The organism is Blautia sp. AF34-10 (assembly GCF_003477865.1).
Taxonomy (GTDB): Bacteria; Bacillota; Clostridia; order Lachnospirales; family Lachnospiraceae; genus Fusicatenibacter; species Fusicatenibacter saccharivorans.
The window spans coordinates 1-17,788 of the sequence record NZ_QUED01000002.1 but is presented as its reverse complement, the minus strand read 5'-3'; the positions used below and the strand labels follow the sequence as shown (position 1 = coordinate 17,788).

Sequence of the window (17,788 nt, the reverse complement as noted above, 5' to 3'; positions counted from 1 at the left end):
CCGGTGCCGATCAGGTTTTCTGTTATTCTTTTACTTTTTCCATGCAGGAAGAACGCCTTCGTAATTCATGCCATAACCGTAGTCATAGTTATGTCCTTCGCTGTCAATATAGGTTTCCATATCCAACGCACGGTCCTCGCTCTGCTCCTCAACCGCATCCATATCCTTCGGCATCTGGATCGGCAGACGGCCGGTCGGGTTGTAACCGCCGAAGACAACGTCGAGCACAGCGGCTCTCGAAACACCGAACTCTGCGACGATCGCATCGGCTTCGGCTTCAAATTCATGCATCACCATCGGGTTGTTGACGGTTGCGCAGACGATCACCGGCTTGTCGCCCATCGCGCGGCGGCATTCGAGAATATTGTCGAGATCAGCCTCGTTGTAGGCAGTGTTTGTCTTTCCAAGATAGCTGCGATTCGTGAAATTCTCGCGGAAATCACCGCCGGCAATGCTCACCTCACGCGCTTTTTTCGCCGTATACGGGCGGTACTGCAGTGTAATCGGCAGATAGCCGTTGCCGCCGTTCGCAAGATCTTCGGTGGAATACGGGTTGCATGCCGGGCTTTCGATAAATACCAGCGCCACATCGGCCTCCTCCGGTGATGCCACGCGTGTACCGTACTTGGACGGCAGTCCATCCGGCAGCGGATCTTCGGTTTTTGCCGGCAGATCGATGCGGAAGAACGCTTTGGACGGTCCGATCTTTCTCTCCGGAATATAAACCTTCAAACCTTTCTTCAGCGGTAGCACACCCTTCTGTCCTTCCGGTGCACGTTTCGCACTGTTTTTCAGCAGGACGATGGATTTCTGCTGTGCCTCATAGCCATGGCGGCAGAACTCTTCGCATCCTACAATCTTTGCGGATTCTTCCGGATCAAGATACGGGTCCTCAAACAAGCCGCAGTGGAAAATGTTGATCAGAAGACGTTTGGCGGACAGCTCCATGCGCTCACGCATCGCTTTCTCGCCGTATTTCTCACAGCCGATCTTATATGCCTCGACAATCGGACCGGACTCGCTGTTTCCGCCGAACTGGTCAACGCCGTTTGTGATCGCCAGCAGACACCGTTCTGCCTCGGTCATATCCTGCACGCCGTAGCAGCGGCTTCCAAATCCCTCAATCGTCTTCTCCGGATCCTGGGTAATGCCCCAGTCGGTGCAGACAATGCCTTTAAATTCATATTTTCCGCGCAGCAGATCCTTGATCAGGTACTCGCTGTAGGAGTTTCCGACGTTCTTGCCGTTTTTCTTGTCCACGCCGTAGGATACGGTGTAGTACGGCATAACCGCGGATGCGCAGTCGGTCGGTCCGTCCAGGTGGAAGGCTGCCTCGGTAAACGGTTTTAAATGCTCCTCAAAATTTCCGGTCGGATAAATGGCAAACTGTCCGAATGCATAGTGTGCATCGCGTCCGGCCTCTCCGGTGCCGCCGCCCGGCCAGTGTTTGACCATCGTGTTGACGCTGTCTTTTCCCCAGCCGTCTGCTTCCCCTTCCGTTGTCTGCATACCGTCACAGTACGCTTTGGTAAGCTTTTTGGACATCTCCACTTCTTCGCCTAACGTATCGACAAAGCGCATCCATCTCGGCTCGGTGCAGAGGTCGATCTGCGGTCCGAGTGCCGTTGTGATGCCGAGTGCCCGGTATTCACGGGAGGCATCCTTTGCAAACTGTCCGGCTACTTCCGGGTCAAAGCATGCTGCAAAGCCGACACCCTCTGGCCATTTGCTGATCTCGCTTCCGCCGCTCTTGAACTCTGCGCCGGAATCCTTTGCTCCATTCCGCGGATCAGAGGAGAGGTTGATCGGAATACCATACGGCAGTGTCTCTGCCCGTTTCTGCAGCTCATTGCTCCATTTTGCGGAAATCTCCGGGCTTTCCACGTTCGTCAGCAGGATATGGCGGATGTGCTCGTCCTCCAGAAATTCTTTCTGCTGATCTGAAATCGCATACGGTTCTTTGCCGGATTCCAGATACGTTTTTCCGTCAAACGTTCCCTGGAACGGACCGCCCGGCATCGGCGGTACGGCCTGGTGCGGTGAGTACAGCATAAGGCCAGCGATCTCCTCGATGGAAAGACGGCCCGCAAGGTCTGCGGCTCTCTCCTCATCGGAGAGGCGCCAGTTCTCATACGGCAGCAGTTCGCCGGTTTTTGCCAGGTCTTTAAAGTAATACCCATCTTTTTCCAGTACCTTAACTCCGGACTCCTCTGCCCAGGCGATCGTTTTTCCGCCCTCCTGGCGGATCCGGTGGATTCCGTTTTTCGTTGTTTTCTCCATAAGTTTCACCTTTCTTTTCCCAATTTATTTTAAAGTAAATACCACACTATTTTCCGTCGTGCTGCTGTTGCCGATCATCACCGTAAAGGTACCCGGCTCGCTGCCGAAGGTTCCGTCGAGCCGGTAGTAGCACAGATCCTCTTCGGTAATATAGAACGTAACCTCCTGCTCCTCACCCGGGGCAAGCTCTACTTTCCGGAAACCTTTCAGCTCTTTCACCGGACGAACCACATCGGAATAATCATCGCGGATGTACAGCTGAACAACCTCGCAGCCTGCAGCATCACCGGTATTCTTCACGGTTACTTTTGCTGCAATTCTGCCATTCTTATCCATCTCGTTCTGGTCAAGCACGACATCCGAAATGGCAAATGTCGTGTAGGAAAGACCATAGCCGAACGGATACAGCGGTGCATTCGGAATGTCAAGATATTTGGAGCGGAACCGCTCTTTCATGCCCGGCAGATTCGGTCTTCCGGTGGAATACTCGTTGTAGCTGACCGGTGCCTGGCCCACGCAGTACGGGAAGCTCATCGGCAGATGGCCGGACGGATTTTTCTTTCCGGTCAGGACATCCACAACAGCGCTTCCGCCCTCGGTTCCCGGGAACCATACCTCGAGAATGGCTTTTGCTTTAACGCTGATTTCCCGCAGATCCAGCGGGCGGCCGTTGAACAGAACGACAACCACATTCGGGTTGACGGCCAGCACTTTGTGGAACAGCTCCATCTGGATTTCCGGCACATCGATCATGGCACGGCTGGTCGCCTCGCCGCTCTGCAGATAATGCTCACCCATCGGCATTACCACGAGATCGGCCTCTTTTGCTGCCTGTAGTGCGCTCTGCTCCATGGCAGCAAGCTCTTCCTCACTGTATTTTTTCGGTGTCGTCTCGGTAAATCCGATCAGCTCCACATCGTTTCCGATAACCGGGCATCCTTCCGCATACGTGGTGCGTGATGCGTCGAAGACTTTCTCGGCTGCTTCCTGAATCGTCACGCAGTCCTTGCTGTCGCCGGTGAAGGACCAGCTGCTCTTGATTTCATGATTGTTGGTATACGGGCCGACAAATGCAATCTTTTTCGAAGTGTCGAGCGGCAGTACGCCGTCGTTTTTCAGCAGGACGAAGGATTCCTCCGCTGCTTTTTTCGCCAGTGCACGGTGCTCCGGGCAGAGGTTGTATGCTTTCTCTTTCTCGGCATCCGCATCTTTATATGGATTTTCAAACAGTCCCAGTTTGTTTTTCAGCTCCAGAATCCGCAGGCAGCACTCGTCAATCAGATGCTCGTCCACTTCACCTTCTTCTACGAGACGGCAGAGGTTTGCGGCGTAAACGGATGTCATCATATCAATATCCACGCCTGCCTCCAGCGCTTTTTTCGCTGCATCGGCGGCATCTTTCGAGCTTCTGTGGGCAACGGTTTCCAGAATGGCTGCAAAGTCAGAAATCAGCACGCCGTCAAATCCCATCTCGCCGCGCAGGATATCGCGCATCAGCCATTTGTTGGTGCTCGCCGGAACGCCGTTGATCGTGTTGAATGATGTCATCACCATCGCTGCGCCCGCATCAATGCCTGCTTTGTATGCCGGAAGATAGAATTCACGGAAGGTATGCTCTGAGAGCTCTACGGTGTTGTAATCTCTTCCTGCGACTGCTCCGCCGTAGCCTGCAAAGTGTTTGATGCAGGAGGCAACTTTTCCCGGTGTTTTTAAATCATCGCCCTGGAAGCCTTTTACGATCGCCTCGGAAAAGCGGCTGTTCAGGTACGGATCTTCGCCTGTGGATTCCACAACGCGGCCCCATCTCGCATCGCGCACAAGGTCAACCATCGGAGAAAAGGTAACGTGAAGTCCGGCCGCGGATGCTTCTTTTGCGGCTGCAGACGCGCACTCGCCGGAGAGCTCCGGATCAAAAGTGGCTCCCTGCGCCAGCGGCGCCGGGAAAATGGTCTTCATGCCGTGAATGACATCCATCATGAACAGCATCGGGATGTGATGCGGCTGTTTTGCCATGTAGTCATCCTGCAGTTTTTTCATCGTATCGGCACCGGCTGCACCGAGAATGGAACCGGCCATCTCCAGGTCCTCTTTTCCGATTCCCATGTCATTTGCCGGGCCGGTCAGGACGCTGTTTTCATCCCCGAGGTAAAATGCTCCGCTTAACTGAAGCATCTGATCTACTTTCTCTTTCAGCGACATATCCGCCAGCAGCTTTTCCAAATCTGTCTGTTTCATTGAAAAACCTCCCTGTTGTTATTTTCAGAATTTTCCTGTTTCTTATATCATTTGTTTCTATTTTACGGCATAACTCTGCATAAAACAATCACTTTTTTTGACCTTTTCCTCAACGATTTTAACAAAAAAAGCGGGTTCCGCCGTTTTTTGATTTTCGGCAGAACTCGCTCCCTTTTTTATAATTTAATTCCTTTTAATGCCGCGGCAAACGCATTGTTCACCGGCTCTTCTGCCTCTTTTTTCTGTTTCTTCATATAAGCTGCCACATCGCGCTTCGTCACGCCGCCGCCCTCTTTTTTGCGGCGCTCTTGGAATTTTGTCATGCGCTCTTTGTGGCCGCAGGCGCAGACAAACGTCGCATCCTCGCCCTTTCCGATCATCTCCATGCGCTTATGGCAGACCGGGCATCTCGCATTCGTCGTGCGGGAAACCGTCTCGCGGTAGCCGCACTCTCTGTCCTGGCAGACGAGCAGTTTTGCGTTCTTTCCATTCACCGCAAGCAGCCGTTTTCCGCAGTTCGGGCACTTCTTGTTCGTCAGGTTGTCGTGGCGGAACGTTCCCTCTTCCGTCTTGATCTCATCGATCAGTTCCACCGTGTAGCTGCGGATCTCCTTCATAAACACATCGCGCCGCTTCTTTCCCTTTGCAATGTCGTTTAACTGCATCTCCCAGCTTGCCGTCAGCTCCGGCTTTTTCAAATCCGCCGGAACCAGCTTCAGAAGCTGGCGTGCTTTCGAGGTCAGATAGATCTCATTGCCTTTTTTCTCCATCAGAAAGCTGCGGAACAGCTTCTCGATGATATCCGCACGGGTCGCAACCGTTCCAAGGCCGCCCGCCTCACCGATCGTTTTTACCAGGCTGCTGTCGCGGTTTTCCATGTAGCGGACCGGATTTTCCATCGCGGAGAGCAGCGTGCCTTCCGTGAAGCGTGCCGGAGGTTTTGTCTTTCCTTCGCGGAGACTGATCTTCGGCTGCCCGATCTTCATGCCTGCCTCCAGAAGCGGCAGATTCTGCTCCCGCACCTCTTCTTTCGCCTCATCCTCTTCGTCGTACCGGTTATCCTCGTACGCCTCCTGCCAGCCTTTCTCGACCATGCGCTTTCCGCGCGCCGTAAAGCATTCCTTTTCGATGGAAGCCTGGATCACCGTCTCTTCATATACACACGGCGGCAGCAGTACTGCAAGAAAACGGCGCACAACAAGATCATAAATGCGGCGCTCCTCGTTCGAGAGTGCGGATAACTGCACGTACTGCTCCGTCGGGATAATGGCATGGTGATCGGAAACCTTCGCATCATTGACAAAGGAGAGCTTTCCGTTCAGCGGACTGCGCTTCGCCTGCTGGGCCAGTGCTTTGTACGGGCCGATGCTGACCGCATCCAGCCGCTCTTTTAACGTCGGCACAATATCTTTCGTCAGATACCGTGAATCTGTCCGCGGATACGTAAGGACTTTATGGGTCTCATAGAGGCTCTGCATCAGATTCAGCGTCTGTTTTGCCGAATAGCCGAACCGTGCGCTCGCATCGCGCTGCAGCTCCGTCAGATCGTAGAGCAATGGCGCTTCTTTCTGCTTTTTCTTCTTTTCTACGTTCTGTAAGACAAGCGGATACCGTTTTGCCTTCTCTGCGAGCTGCTTTGCCTTTTCCGGATCAGAGATTCTTGTACCGCCCGATTTTTCATCTTTCCAGGTGTAGACCACACCGCCCGCCGCGGCCGTCACCGTGTAATACGGTTTCGGGACAAATTCACGGATTTCCTGCTCGCGCTGTGCGATCATGGCAAGTGTCGGCGTCTGCACACGGCCGCAGGAAAGCTGTGCATTGTATTTACAGGTCAGCGCCCGCGTCGCATTGATGCCGACGAGCCAGTCCGCCTCGGCACGGGAAACGGCAGCGCGGTAGAGATTGTCGTACTCTTTCGCATCCTTCAGATTGGCAAAACCCTCACGGATCGCCTTGTCCGTCACAGAGGAAATCCAGAGACGCTTACACGGCTTCTGGTTATGTGCTTTGTCGAGAATCCACCGCGCCACCAGCTCACCCTCGCGTCCGGCATCGGTTGCAATGACAATCTCATTCACGTCCTTCCGCGCAAGCTGTGTCGTCACCGCATGGTACTGTTTTCCCGTCTGCGGAATGACCTTGGTCTGCAGTTTTTCCGGCATCATCGGCAGAACTGCCATATTCCATTCCTTATACTTTTTGTCATAGTCTTCCGGATCTTTTAAGGTCACGAGGTGGCCGAGCGCCCAGGTCACAATGTACTGGTTTCCTTCCAGTGCTCCGTTTTCTTTTTTCGCACATCCGAGCACGCGTGCAATATCGCGTGCCACGGATGGTTTTTCTGCAATTACCAGAGTTTTCATAAAATGTCTGCTCCTTTTATAGCTCTTTATACTGTTTTACAATTTCCTCCCGGTCTTTTCCGAGAATGAAGTAATAATCAATCTGTCCGTCCCCTGCGGTGTGAAGATACGTTCCAAACGTCCGTACATTGCACAGCAGTGCCGTCCGGGACGCGGCGGCCGCAATGCCGTAGCCGCGGTTCGAAACAAGCAGCGGCATCCGCGCCTGCTTTCCGCCAAAAGAGACGTAGCGCGCCTTCGCGGTCAGATCCAGCCACTCGGTCGAAAGAATGCCTTTTGCTTTCAGCTTTTCGGAACCGCTCCAGCCGAAGAACGTCCATGTCATGCCGCCGTCGATCATGCGCGGCTCGTCACGCTTCTCGGAAAGGATTGGTTTGTTGTCCGGCGTCAGGAACTGCACCGCGCCGTCCTTTTTTTCTACCATGACGCGCAGCTTTTCCGTCTCCACCAGAACCGCTGTCTTCGATTCTTTCGCACTCCACGGAAACGCGGTATCTGCCTTCGGCTTCCAGTACGTATCCTGCACTTTTGCGGTCACACCCTTTACGAAACTGATACGGATCACCTCCGGCGTGATCGGGGTGATGCGTAAGATGCCGTACATGCTGGCAATCTCAACCGCCGATTTTCCTTTCTTTGCCCATTTCACCGCACACTTGATCTTCGAATGGCCCTTGATGCGCAGCAGCTCGTTTTCCGGGATTGCACCGAAAGCGTAAGGTGAGGTATTCAGGCGCTCCGTCTTCTCGGCTTCTCCTGGTACCATACCTGCTCCGCCCGGTCTTTTTGCACTCTGCACTCCGGCCGTGCCCGCTCCATATTGCATTCCTGCCTGTGTTCCTGCACTCCGTCTGCTTCCCGGCGCTTTGCCGCCTGCCTTTCCATGATAAGCCGCACCAGCAAAAATAGATGACACCCCTTCCGGTGCACGCTGCTGCATTGTCTTTGCGGCAATTTCTTCTCCCGTTTCTACCGCAGCCCTCCGCGTTGCCGTACTGCCTTTTGCCATCACCGCTGTTCCGGTCGTGCTTGTATTTCCAAGCGCCATTCCCGGCCTCTGCTCCGGCTTGATCACAATCCGTTTCGGTCCATGGCTGTTCCGCTCGTCCATCTCCTGGATGCCGATCGCGCGGTTCTCCTCACGCGTCTCTTTTTGCGTCAGCGAAACCTTCTCATACTCCTTCGCCTTCGTCAGCGTCTCCATGGCAAATTCCTGATTGTGACGGCCCTTCGGCGCTTCTTTGGCAAGGATTCCCGTCAGTTCTCCTGTATACAGCACCGCCAGCTCATGCAGTGCCCGCGTCGCCGCCACGTAAAGCAGCTTCACCTGCCCGTCATTTTCAGGATATTTTTCTTCCGTCGGATCAAGAAGCAGCACCGCATCGAACTCAAGACCTTTCGTATATGCCACCGGGAGCACCATCACGCCCTCGCCGAACTCTGCCGTCTCGAGATCCTCCTCCACAACCGGCACGTATTGTTTCAGCTTCCGCGCCGTATCCGCCGCTTCTGCCTCATCCCGGCATACAACGGCAATCGTCTCATATCCCTGCGCCTGCCATGTCTTGATTGTCTGAACACCCGCGGCGAGCAGCGCCGCTTCATCGTCAAATGCTTCTTTCCGCACCGCCGTTCCGTGCCGCAGCACCGGCTCCACCGGATAGATCGCAAAGTCCCCATGCCGCAGAATCTCGTTTGCAAAATCGGAGATCTCCACCGTATTCCGGTAACTCTTCCGCAGAACGCCGAACGCATCGTACGTGCCGGTCAGAATCAGCTTTTTCAACTCCTCCCAGTCGTTCAGGCCGTAGGAAAAATGGATATTCTGCGACGTATCTCCCATAATGGTATACGTACAGTCACGCAGACAGTAATGAAGCACCTGGTAAGCCATCATCCCGAAATCCTGCGCCTCGTCGATGACCACATGGCTCGCCTCGCGCACGGGATCGTTTTCCTTGATCCGCTTATAGAGGTATGCCAGCGCCGCCAGATCATAGACATCAAAGGAGTTTTCCGGCACTTCCACCGCTTTTCCTTTCTCCGCCTGCTGCTCCAGAAACTGTAAATAGAGATCAAAAATGGATCCCCGCCATTTTCCATCTCCAAAATATTTCTCGTATTTCCGCTTCAGCGCCTTTTTTTCGCGCGCCGGAAACGTCACTTCTTTTCCCGAAACCTCGTTCTCAAATTTTGCCAGCAGGATCTCGTTCAGCATGCACATCTTTCCTTCCATGGAAAGTGTGGACTGCTCCCTGCAATAGTTATCAATATACTCGGCGTTCAGAAGCAATGTTCCCGTTTTTTCCAGCCGCAACGGCTCCCGCGGAATCTGCTCTGCCTCGTACGTACGGCAGAAATTTTCCAGATCGAAAAACCAGCCGCTTCCGCCCTTTATGCTGTTTTTCTCATCCGCGCGTCGATGGTGTGTACCATGTACTTTTCTTCGTCCCAGTCCTCATACAGAAGCCGGATGAAAAGCTGCTCCATCGTCATCTGACGGATGCCGTATACATCGAGTTCCGGCAGAACGCTGGTAATGTAGTTCAGCAGAATACGGTTGCTTCCAATGATATAGAAATCCTCCGGCCGGAAGTCCTCCTCGTAATTATAGAGGATGTACGAAATCCGGTGCATCGCCACCGTCGTCTTTCCGGAGCCAGCCACGCCCTGTACGATCAGATTCGTCTTCGGGGATCTGCGGATAATGAGGTTCTGCTCCTGCTGGATCGTCGCAATGATCTCACCGAGCACCGCTTTTTTGTTCTTCGCCAGATACTTTGTCAGCAGCTCATCGTTCGCTACCACATCAGAATCAAAAAAGTCTTTCAGATGGTCATTTTCAATCTCATACGTCCGCTTTCTTTTCAGATCAATCGAAAAAGTACCCTCTGAACTCACCGTATAGCTGCACGGCCCGGTGCTGTTCTCATAATAGACGGAGGAAATCGGCGCCCGCCAGTCCAGCACAACCGGTTCCGCCTTCTCATCGGAAATGCCGACGCGCCCGATGTAATAGGACTCTAAAAACGAAAGCCGCGGATCCTGAAAATCAATCCGCCCGAAATACGGCTTCTTTCTCGCTTTTTCCAGCCGCGCCATGCCGTGCTGGTACGCATTCAGCTTCGCCGTCGCGTTGTTCCAGAGCGCCAGGCTTCCGCCTCTTTTGCGTCGTACGTCTCCATCAGATCCGCCAGATCCTCATTCGCCAGCCGGATATCCGCCTTCGCCTGTTCCAGATTCTGCTCGGCAATCCCGATCACCTTCGCAAGCTGTGCTTCCTCCTCTTCCCTCGTAAGTCCGGGAATCTCTGATTTTCTGATGCTTCTTTCCAGTTTCTCTTCTTCCACTTTGTACCTCCTTTTTTACGAAAAACTTCTTCTACATCAGCCCGTTCTTTTGATTCTCTTATTTCCATCCCAATAGACTTTATTTTACCATGCACACGTCTCCCCGGCAAGATACTTCACCCGCTTTTTCGTGCATCAAAAAAGACACCATGCATCTTACACACAGTGCCTTTCCGACTTTTTTTCTTACTGAAGGTAATCCTTAAATTTCTTTTTAAATGCTTCGATATCGTTCGTATGGGCTTCCACAACCGCATCCGGGTTTCCGGCGATCATCAGGACACTCATCAGGGATTTCGCATCAAAGACGCATCGTCCTATTTTTACGTCAACGTCGTAATCCAGACGTTTCACCATATTTACAAATTCTTCTACACTCTCTACTTCATCAAACTTTAACGGTAACGAAATCATATTTTCTGCATCCTTTCTGCTTTTGGGTCTTTTTTTCATGATTTTGAATTCTTTCTTTTATTTCCTTCAAAATCGGTCAAAAGCTTACACGATATCCCTTTTTTGCTGTTTTTTCTGAAAGTAGTAATGAAATCGCCTTCATTTTCGACTGACACTAAAATAGCATACATCTGTCTCACTGCAAATATCTGTTTTAGACAAAATTCGACGTAGTTTTACAGCAATTTGCTCATATATTCCGTCTGATTCGTTAAGTTGTTTCTTTTCCGGCACTTTTTTCGTCTGATCTGACGGGCCGGAAGGCCTTACTTGAGAATCACTCTCATGAAAAGTTATTCGCTGAAAATAATATTTCGGATCTTCCGGGACAGGGTGTACGTTCCGGCATCTTTTTTCTGGGTCATCATCAGAAATGTCATATTCTGCTCCGGCACGACTTCCATGTAGCATCCAAGCCAGCCGTCCCAGCCGAACTCACCCTTGCTTCCCAGCGTTACCGCACGCGTCGGATCTACCAGAACACGCATCAGATTTCCGTAGGAAAATCCTTCCAGACCGATCCAGTTATCAAAGCCTGCCTGCTGTACCGCGCTTAATGTGTGGCCTCCCAGAAATTTTACCGTCGCCGGACGGAGAATCTGTACACCGTTGTAGGTGCCGCCGTTCAGCAGCATCTGCGTAAATTTCGCATAATCGTCGATGGTAGATGCAAGGCCTGCTCCGCCTGCCTCATATGCCGGGCGGTACGCCATATCGTTCTGAATGCCAAGGTTATTGTCCAGATAACGGACGGACGGCTGTCCCTCCCTGCAGTCATACACCTTCGCCAGACGATCCTGCTTTTCTGCCGGAACCCAGAAATCGGTATCGTTCATGCCGAGCGGCTCGAAAATTTCTTTTTTCAGAAAATCCCCAAAGCGCATGCCGCTTGCCACCTCAATCACCGCACCTACGACATCCGCCGACGTTCCATAACTCCAGGACTGGCCCGGCTGATACAGAAGCGGGACTTTTCCAAGACGGTTTGCAAATTCTACTGTACTGATCGTTCCGCCGTTTTCTTCCTTAAGTCCGTGGATCACCTCCTGAAAAAGTGCATCGGTCTGCCGTCCCGTCTCATCCGTTCCGCCGTACGTCAGCCCGGATGTCATATTCATAATATCCTCCAGAAGGATCTCCCGCTCCGCTTTTTCTATCTTCCCATCCGCTGTACATACAACCGGGTTCCGGAAGCCCGGCAGATACTTGCTGACCGGATCCGCCAGATCGACGATTCCGCGCTCTACCAGAATCATCATGGCCGTCGCGGTAATCGGCTTGCTCATGGAGTAGAGACGGAAAATATTATCGCGGGAAACCGGCTTTTTTGCTTCGATATCCGCATATCCGCTCTCCAGATAAACCTGCTCCTCTCCGTCTTTGATCACCATCAGAAGACAGCCCGGTGTCTCTCCTTTTGCAACGGACGCATCCATCACCTGCTGCAGTCTTTTCTTTATCACCTGTTCCATGGTATGCTCTAACCTCCATCTAAATTTCATTGTTTTTTCCTATTTTACCTCTCTTTTTGCCCCCTGTCATCTTTTATCTTGCTTTTCTTCTTCTATCCTCATTGTCTTTTTTCTGAAATCTTACAACTTTTCTGAAATTAAGAAAAACCATCAAAAACCATCATTGCCCTATTCTGAAAAATATGCTATTCTATATGTATATATATTTATGAATCTTCAGCTATTTAGAAAAACGAGGTGAACATCTTGCTGAAAACGAACGAATCCGCAGAAAATTATTTGGAAACCATTTTAGTCTTAAGTCAGAAAAAACCCGTTGTACGCGGTGTTGATATTGCAGAAGAACTTGGCTTTAAAAAATCAAGTGTCAGCGTTGCCATGAAAAACTTAAGAGAAAAAGAGCAGATCCGCGTAACACCGGAAGGCTACATCTACCTGACCGACAGCGGACGCGCGATCGCAGAGATGATCTATGAGCGCCACCAGCTCCTCTCCCGCGGCCTGATGAGCCTTGGTGTTGATGAGCAGACCGCCACGGAAGATGCCTGCCGCATCGAGCATGTCATCAGCCAGGAAAGCTTTGAAGCGATCAAACGTCATCTGCACATGACTGCCGAAAAATAAACATGACAAAGAAAACGCTGCCGGAGTTCTCTTCTCTCCGACAGCGTTTCTCTTTCCGCCCGAAAGTCTCCCATTTCTTTGCCGGAGCCTTTCGGGTTTTCTTTTTACAGCATAAAAGTATACGTTCCGCTTCCCAGTTCCACGGTATCCGCCGGATCCTGCGTGTTTTTAAACAGGGTTGCCGTTGTATTGACCGGAATCGTAACCTGATACTCTATTTTGTCACCTTTCCGCTCCCATCCGGCAGAAATCACGCCGTACGGGCTGTCTACGGAACCTTTCATAAACTCGAGCGGGCCCGGCTGCGGTTTCAGCAGAATGTGCTGATAACCCGGTTTTGTCTCGTCTCTCTGGATACCAAGTCCCGTGTGATACAGCCAGGAAAGAACGCTTCCGAGAGAATAATGATTGAACGAGTTCATCGCATTCTGTCCGCCGAAGCCTTTTTCCTTCGTGTAGGAATCCCAGTGCTCCCAGATCGTCGTCGCTCCCTGGGTCACCGGATACAGCCACGACGGGAATGCCGTCTGCAGCATCATCTTCCAGGCATCCTCCGCAGCGCCCTGCTCGGTCAGCATCTGGTTCAGAATACCCGTTCCAAAGAATCCCGTTCCGACCGTATGGCCGATCGCTCTCGTCTTTCGGATCAGATGCTCTCCTATTCTCTTTCTGTCTTCTGCCACACCATAAGACAGTGCAATTGCATACGAGCACTGCGTATCACACAGCGTTCCGTCCGCATTGCAGGTCTTTCCGGAATCCGGAAGTACAAATGTCTCATTCCAGAATTTCTTCACCTTCGCAGCAAGCGCCTCATACTGATGCTGCTCCTCTGTTCTTCCGAGCGCACCGGCAATCCGGCTCATCAGATCGGCTTCTTTATAATAGAATGCATTCCATAAAAGCAGCAGATCCGTCTCTTCCGGTGCCAGCCAGTCGCCAAGCGGTCCGATCGCCGGATTTACCTTCGTTCCCGGCAGACCCTTATCCTTCATATAGTCCATATATTTCTGCATGCCAGGATAAAATTTCTCCAGTGTGCGGATATCCCCATACTGCTCATACAGTTCCCACGCCATAAAAATACTCGCACACTCATACGTAATGCCGCCGAATCCGCCGCCCACCGGTGCAATCTCCGGGTACTGGCCTTCCGGTGTCTGCAGATCACACATCGCCTGCAGGTTCCGCTCATAGAATTTCTTCAGGCTGCTGTTGTTGAGCGCCGTATGGCAGAAAATATGCGTATCGCCCGCCCAGCCCATGCGCTCATTTCTCTGCGGGCAGTCGGTCGGAATGTTGATAAAGTTGCATTTCTGTGACCAGGAAACATTCTCGGCAAACCGGTTCAGCAGTTTATGGCTACTCGTAAGGCTTCCATGGAATTCCGTCACAGAAGAATACTGAAGACTCTCTACTTCTTCCAGCTCCGGCGCATGCTCCACACCGCTGATCTCAATATAGCGGTAGCCGTGGAAGGTAAACTTCGGCTGGAACACCTCTTCCCCGCCGCGGCAGATATAAACATCCGTACTCGTCGCATCCCGGTAATTTTCCAGCATCATCGTGCCTTCTTTTCCGGCATACTCCGGCAGTTCCGGATAAAGCACCTCCGCATAGCGGATGATGATCTTTGTGCCCGCCTTCTCATGCAGTGTAATCCGCGGTACACCAGCCATCTCCTGTTCCAGATCGTAGAGATACACACCCGGGAACAGCTCTTTTCTCGTCTTTGCCGTTCTCCGGTCCACAATCCGCACCGGCGCATCGTACTCACCGATATATTCCGGCTTCTGCTCATGAACCGCCGGCCAGGACCGTCCAAAGCCCGGCATCGTGCAGAACTCTTCGATCATGACGGTATCCACAACAACTGGCTTTTCCCAGGTGCTGTCATCAAACTCCGGCAGAGAATAAGTTTCGTAAACCTCTGCCCGGCGCGCATCGTACTGCTCTCCGGCAAAGTAGCTGGAAAACAGGTAAGGACCTTCTCCGAAATACTTCCAATCCTCGGTATTTGTTCCAAAGACCTCGCGGCTGCCGTCCTCGTACTTCATGACAACCTTGGCAAGCAGACTCTCCTTGTCTCCAAAGTAATTGAAGTTCTTCACCACAAAGGTCTGTGCCTCGCTCCACCAGCCCGATGCCAGCGTCACGCCGATTCCGTTTCGGCCCGGTTTCATCAGCCCTGTGATATCGTATGTCTGATAGTTCATTCTGTGGTCATACTGTGTCAGACCCGGACGCAGCAGATCTTCCGTGATCTCCTGTCCGTTGATCCGGCAGTCGTAGATACCGCGCGCAGTAATATAAAGGCGTGCCGATACCAGTTTTTTCTCTTTCTGGCAGGAAATACACGACCGCAGCATTGGAATTGAATGATGGGACGGATCTGCCGTAATCTGGCTGTCTTCTACTTTAAAGTATCCGTTTTCCACCGGAATCTGATCCGCAAAGATACTTTTTCCCCCATCCAGCCGTCCTTCCGGCGTCTCACGAACAATTTCCGCGGATGGTTTTCTTACGTTTCTTACGGTCAGATTCTTAAAATATCCTGTCGTCCCTTTTCCTGCATAAAATCCGATCTCATTCAGTCTCGGATACGGCAGCACATCGTTATTTCCTCTCGGATTCAGCTGGCGGCCTGATACTTTCGTTCCAAAAAATCCATGCTCTTCAATGGCATCCACGAGAATGCCGTCGACATAGGCGTATGCCACATTGCCGTCAACCTCTACGGTCAGCTTATGAAAGGCATCGGCATTCTCTGGTGTCAGGATTTCCTGTGTTTTCTCTTTCCAGTTGACCAGTTTTGTAACGGCAAACGGTTTTTCCGCTGTATCCTCCGGCGCATGGCCCACGCGGTAAATTTCGAGGCGTGCATCTCCATCCTCAAGGCACACAGCATAACGGATATAGTTCTCCCCTTCCATGCCAAGCTCATTTTTCGTATGATCGTTCAGACGGAAGTCATTGGCTCCAAAGACGATACCCGCTTCTCCCTTCCCTCCTTCCATCCGAAATTCACTCTCGATCGTAAAAACACCGCGGTTTTCCGCGCATACCGTCGCATGCGGTGCGCCGATCCACTCAGCTCCCTCCCATGCTGCATACAAAGAATCCATAAGGCCTGTCTCGAAGGAACTTTCTGCTTCTGCTTTTCCGCCGTGGTTATCCCACACCTCTGCTTTTACCTCATATTTGGTACAGGGCTGCAGTGCTTCTCCTTCATAACCAATCCCTGTTGATACGCCGGTTTCCATTTTTCCGCTGTCCCACACAGTATCTTCTCCGGTGCGCACAACGATCCGGCATGCGCTCTGCATCAGATTCTGTTCTCCTTCTTCTGCCGTCAGCAGCCAGGAAAATGCCGGTTTTTTCTCATCCAGCCCGATCGGTGCCATCTGATCTTCAATCAGAATTCTCTCTATCTTCATTTGGTAACCTCCCATTGCAAGTTTTGCCTTCTTTGCTGATTGTATTATACCGTCCAGCAGCTATTTCTGTTAAGATCAGTTTTTGCCCAAAAAAGCGTCTTTATTTGCATCTTTTCCGGTGTTATAATAAAGGAAATTACGAAAGAGAGGTACCATCAAATGAAAGTATTATTAATCAACGGAAGTCCTCACGCAAAAGGCAGCACTTATACTGCCCTGCACGAAATGGAAAAAGTCTTTACAGAAAATGGTATTGAGGCGGAAATCGTACATATCGGAAATAAAGATATCCGCGGCTGTGTTGCCTGCGGTGCCTGTTCCAAGCTCGGAAAATGTGCTTTTTCCGATATGGTAAATGAGGTTGCTCCGAAATTTGAAGAGGCTGACGGCCTTGTTGTCGGAAGTCCGGTTTATTATGCATCTGCAAATGCAACACTTATTGCTTTTCTTGACCGTCTGTTCTACAGCACACACTTTGACAAGACCATGAAAGTCGGCGCTTCGGTTGTCTCTGCACGCCGCGGCGGTCTTTCCGCTACCTTTGATGAGCTGAACAAATACTTCACCATCTCCGGCATGCCGGTTGCTTCCGGCCAGTATTGGAACAGTATCCATGGAAATAATGCGGACGAAGCACAGCAAGATCTCGAAGGCCTGCAGATCATGCGTACCCTTGCACGGAATATGAGTTTTCTGATGAAGAGCATCCAGCTCGGAAAAGAATCCTTTGGTCTTCCGGAAAAGGAACCGCGCGTCGGCACAAACTTTATCCGTTAATTTATCTGTTAAGCAAGATGCCGTCTTTCAGACTTTTTTCTATGTCTGGAATACGGCATCTTTTATAGCTGGAAAAAATTTTATACACGAAAAAAGCCTGCTTCCGCAGACTTTTTAAAGCGACCCGGATCGGGATCGAACCGACGACCTCCGCCGTGACAGGGCGGCGCTCTAACCAGCTGAGCCACCGGGCCAGACATATACAGAATATAAAACATAGAACTAAAGTGGACCTTCAGGGACTCGAACCCGGGACCGACCGGTTATGAGCCGGTTGCTCTAACCAACTGAGCTAAAGGTCCAAAGAGCCGATGATCGGACTCGAACCGATAACCTGCTGATTACAAATCAGCTGCTCTGCCAATTGAGCCACATCGGCATACATAACAAATATTTTATATTCAGTGACTCCGACGGGAATCGAACCCGTGTTACCGCCGTGAAAGGGCGATGTCTTAACCGCTTGACCACGGAGCCATATTTACTTTTTGAAAGAACTGACCTGTAAGAAACTCTTACAGGCCGCATTCACTCCCCGAGTTGGGCTCGAACCAACAACCCTTCGGTTAACAGCCGAATGCTCTACCATTGAGCTATCGAGGATTATTTAATTGAAGATATTTGATATACCTTCAAAACCGCATACACTACACATCTATCATTCCATTTTTTGTGAACACAACCATTCAGGTCAAGCCCTCGACCGATTAGTAACAGTCAGCTCCATGCCTTACGGCACTTCCACCTCTGCCCTATCTACCTCGTCGTCTTCAAGGGGTCTTACTTCTTTCGAA

Annotated in this window: 11 protein-coding genes, 5 tRNA genes and 1 rRNA gene; 2 read left to right on the top strand and 15 right to left on the bottom strand. The window is 51.5% G+C overall.

Annotation, left to right across the window (positions count from 1 at the left end; genetic code table 11):
• Window positions 1-30: 30 nt before the first annotated feature.
• From DWZ60_RS01360 to DWZ60_RS01335, 8 genes are all read right to left on the bottom strand, one after another.
• Window positions 31-2,280, bottom strand: a complete 2,250-nt coding sequence (locus tag DWZ60_RS01360) for a glycoside hydrolase family 3 protein (RefSeq protein ID WP_119221150.1) — start codon at window positions 2,278-2,280, stop codon at window positions 31-33.
• A gap of 24 nt (window positions 2,281-2,304) precedes the next feature.
• Entirely contained in the window at window positions 2,305-4,515 is a 2,211-nt protein-coding gene (gene bglX / locus DWZ60_RS01355; protein WP_119221149.1) for a beta-glucosidase BglX, read from the bottom strand.
• A 176-nt stretch (window positions 4,516-4,691) separates the two neighbouring features.
• The gene (locus DWZ60_RS01350) at window positions 4,692-6,881 is read right to left on the bottom strand and encodes a DNA topoisomerase III (protein ID WP_119221148.1); all 2,190 of its coding nucleotides are present in this window, start codon (window positions 6,879-6,881) and stop codon (window positions 4,692-4,694) included.
• Between the two features lie 16 nt (window positions 6,882-6,897).
• Window positions 6,898-9,198 (bottom strand): 3'-5' exonuclease, encoded by a 2,301-nt coding sequence (locus DWZ60_RS01345; RefSeq protein WP_330422030.1) that lies wholly within the window; start codon window positions 9,196-9,198, stop codon window positions 6,898-6,900.
• Between the two features lie 77 nt (window positions 9,199-9,275).
• On the bottom strand, window positions 9,276-9,983 hold the full coding sequence (locus DWZ60_RS18940; protein ID WP_330421146.1) for a hypothetical protein: 708 nt from the start codon (window positions 9,981-9,983) through the stop codon (window positions 9,276-9,278).
• 17 nt (window positions 9,984-10,000) lie between these two features.
• Entirely contained in the window at window positions 10,001-10,231 is a 231-nt protein-coding gene (locus DWZ60_RS18935; RefSeq protein WP_330421147.1) for a hypothetical protein, read from the bottom strand.
• A gap of 186 nt (window positions 10,232-10,417) precedes the next feature.
• The gene (locus DWZ60_RS01340; RefSeq protein WP_147326098.1) at window positions 10,418-10,645 is read right to left on the bottom strand and encodes an HPr family phosphocarrier protein; all 228 of its coding nucleotides are present in this window, start codon (window positions 10,643-10,645) and stop codon (window positions 10,418-10,420) included.
• A 332-nt stretch (window positions 10,646-10,977) separates the two neighbouring features.
• Window positions 10,978-12,186, bottom strand: coding sequence for a serine hydrolase domain-containing protein (locus tag DWZ60_RS01335; RefSeq protein ID WP_242856668.1), 1,209 nt, complete (start codon window positions 12,184-12,186; stop codon window positions 10,978-10,980).
• A 219-nt stretch (window positions 12,187-12,405) separates the two neighbouring features.
• On the opposite strand from DWZ60_RS01335, the gene DWZ60_RS01330 reads away from it, so the two are divergent.
• Entirely contained in the window at window positions 12,406-12,780 is a 375-nt protein-coding gene (locus DWZ60_RS01330; protein WP_055221737.1) for a metal-dependent transcriptional regulator, read from the top strand.
• A gap of 104 nt (window positions 12,781-12,884) precedes the next feature.
• Here DWZ60_RS01330 and DWZ60_RS01325 read toward each other — a convergent pair whose 3' ends face one another.
• Window positions 12,885-16,217, bottom strand: coding sequence for an alpha-L-rhamnosidase (locus DWZ60_RS01325; RefSeq protein WP_158576260.1), 3,333 nt, complete (start codon window positions 16,215-16,217; stop codon window positions 12,885-12,887).
• Window positions 16,218-16,376: 159 nt separating this feature from the next.
• On the opposite strand from DWZ60_RS01325, the gene DWZ60_RS01320 reads away from it, so the two are divergent.
• Window positions 16,377-16,994, top strand: a complete 618-nt coding sequence (locus DWZ60_RS01320) for a flavodoxin family protein (protein WP_022461984.1) — start codon at window positions 16,377-16,379, stop codon at window positions 16,992-16,994.
• Window positions 16,995-17,114: 120 nt separating this feature from the next.
• On the opposite strand, the gene DWZ60_RS01315 is transcribed toward DWZ60_RS01320, so the two are convergent.
• From DWZ60_RS01315 to DWZ60_RS01290, 6 genes are all read right to left on the bottom strand, one after another.
• Window positions 17,115-17,188: transfer RNA gene (locus DWZ60_RS01315), tRNA-Asp, on the bottom strand.
• A gap of 34 nt (window positions 17,189-17,222) precedes the next feature.
• A tRNA-Ile gene (locus DWZ60_RS01310) sits at window positions 17,223-17,296 on the bottom strand.
• A gap of 4 nt (window positions 17,297-17,300) precedes the next feature.
• Window positions 17,301-17,373, bottom strand: a tRNA-Thr gene (locus DWZ60_RS01305).
• Between the two features lie 26 nt (window positions 17,374-17,399).
• Window positions 17,400-17,471, bottom strand: a tRNA-Glu gene (locus DWZ60_RS01300).
• Window positions 17,472-17,525: 54 nt separating this feature from the next.
• A tRNA-Asn gene (locus DWZ60_RS01295) sits at window positions 17,526-17,597 on the bottom strand.
• 84 nt (window positions 17,598-17,681) lie between these two features.
• Window positions 17,682-17,788 (bottom strand): 23S ribosomal RNA (locus DWZ60_RS01290); the annotation flags it as partial.

Coding starts and splice junctions, on each gene's coding strand:
- DWZ60_RS01360 (WP_119221150.1), bottom strand. CDS start 2,280: ATGGAGAAAACAACGAAAAACGGAATCCACCGGATCCGCCAGGAGGGC.
- bglX (WP_119221149.1), bottom strand. CDS start 4,515: ATGAAACAGACAGATTTGGAAAAGCTGCTGGCGGATATGTCGCTGAAA.
- DWZ60_RS01350 (WP_119221148.1), bottom strand. CDS start 6,881: ATGAAAACTCTGGTAATTGCAGAAAAACCATCCGTGGCACGCGATATT.
- DWZ60_RS18940 (WP_330421146.1), bottom strand. CDS start 9,983: ATGGCGCGGCTGGAAAAAGCGAGAAAGAAGCCGTATTTCGGGCGGATT.
- DWZ60_RS01340 (WP_147326098.1), bottom strand. CDS start 10,645: ATGATTTCGTTACCGTTAAAGTTTGATGAAGTAGAGAGTGTAGAAGAA.
- DWZ60_RS01335 (WP_242856668.1), bottom strand. CDS start 12,186: ATGAAATTTAGATGGAGGTTAGAGCATACCATGGAACAGGTGATAAAG.
- DWZ60_RS01325 (WP_158576260.1), bottom strand. CDS start 16,217: ATGAAGATAGAGAGAATTCTGATTGAAGATCAGATGGCACCGATCGGG.
- DWZ60_RS01320 (WP_022461984.1), top strand. CDS start 16,377: ATGAAAGTATTATTAATCAACGGAAGTCCTCACGCAAAAGGCAGCACT.